This is a genomic window from Bradyrhizobium lablabi, assembly GCF_001440475.1.
GTDB classification, from domain to species: domain Bacteria; phylum Pseudomonadota; class Alphaproteobacteria; order Rhizobiales; family Xanthobacteraceae; genus Bradyrhizobium; species Bradyrhizobium lablabi.
In genome coordinates, this window is sequence record NZ_LLYB01000063.1 from 3,780 (window position 1) to 4,316 (window position 537).

The following is a 537-nucleotide window of genomic DNA, read 5'->3' on the forward strand; positions in this document are numbered from 1 at the left end:
ATTCCCCACGGTTCGGCGGCTGGGCAGGCCGAGGCCATGGCGATCCTGATACGGCGAACGGAGACGCGCACCAGCGCGCCAATCTTGAGGAGCTTGANNNGGCGGATGGTGCCGCAGGTGGCGTCGGCGAAGACGGTGTCGGCCAGGCCGATACGCCGCAGGGCACAGATCAACACATAGGCCATCGAGGCGAACCACAGCCGCAGTTGGTTGGCGCGCATGGTCTGAGCCGACGTGCGGTCGGCGTAGAGATCGAGTTGGCACTCCTTGATGCGGTTCTCCATCTCGCCGCGGGCGCAGTAGATGTCCTCGTAAAGGGCGCGGGCGCCGGCCTCGGCCCGCTTGAGCGAGGTCACGACAAAGCGCGGGTTGGCCTCGCCCTGCGTCCACTCCGCCTTGGCGACGACGCGNGCGTCTTCGGCTCCAACTGCCAAGCGTCGTCCACTGGAAGTCCTTGAAGCGGCGCGCCGGGCGGCCGGTCTTCTCGGCCGCGGCTCTCGCCGCGGCAAGCTCCTCTTCGATCATGGCGACCAGGCG

1 protein-coding gene and 1 pseudogene are annotated in these 537 nt (G+C 68.1%); both read right to left on the minus strand.

The genetic code is table 11. The features are described 5' to 3' along the window. The coding region (locus CQ14_RS46240) for a transposase (RefSeq protein ID WP_245320352.1) at positions 1-97 on the minus strand (97 nt) is incomplete at both ends. Positions 98-100: 3 nt separating this feature from the next. Then, positions 101-410: pseudogene (locus CQ14_RS46245) on the minus strand (transposase); the annotation flags it as partial. Between the last annotated feature and the right edge of the window lie 127 nt (positions 411-537).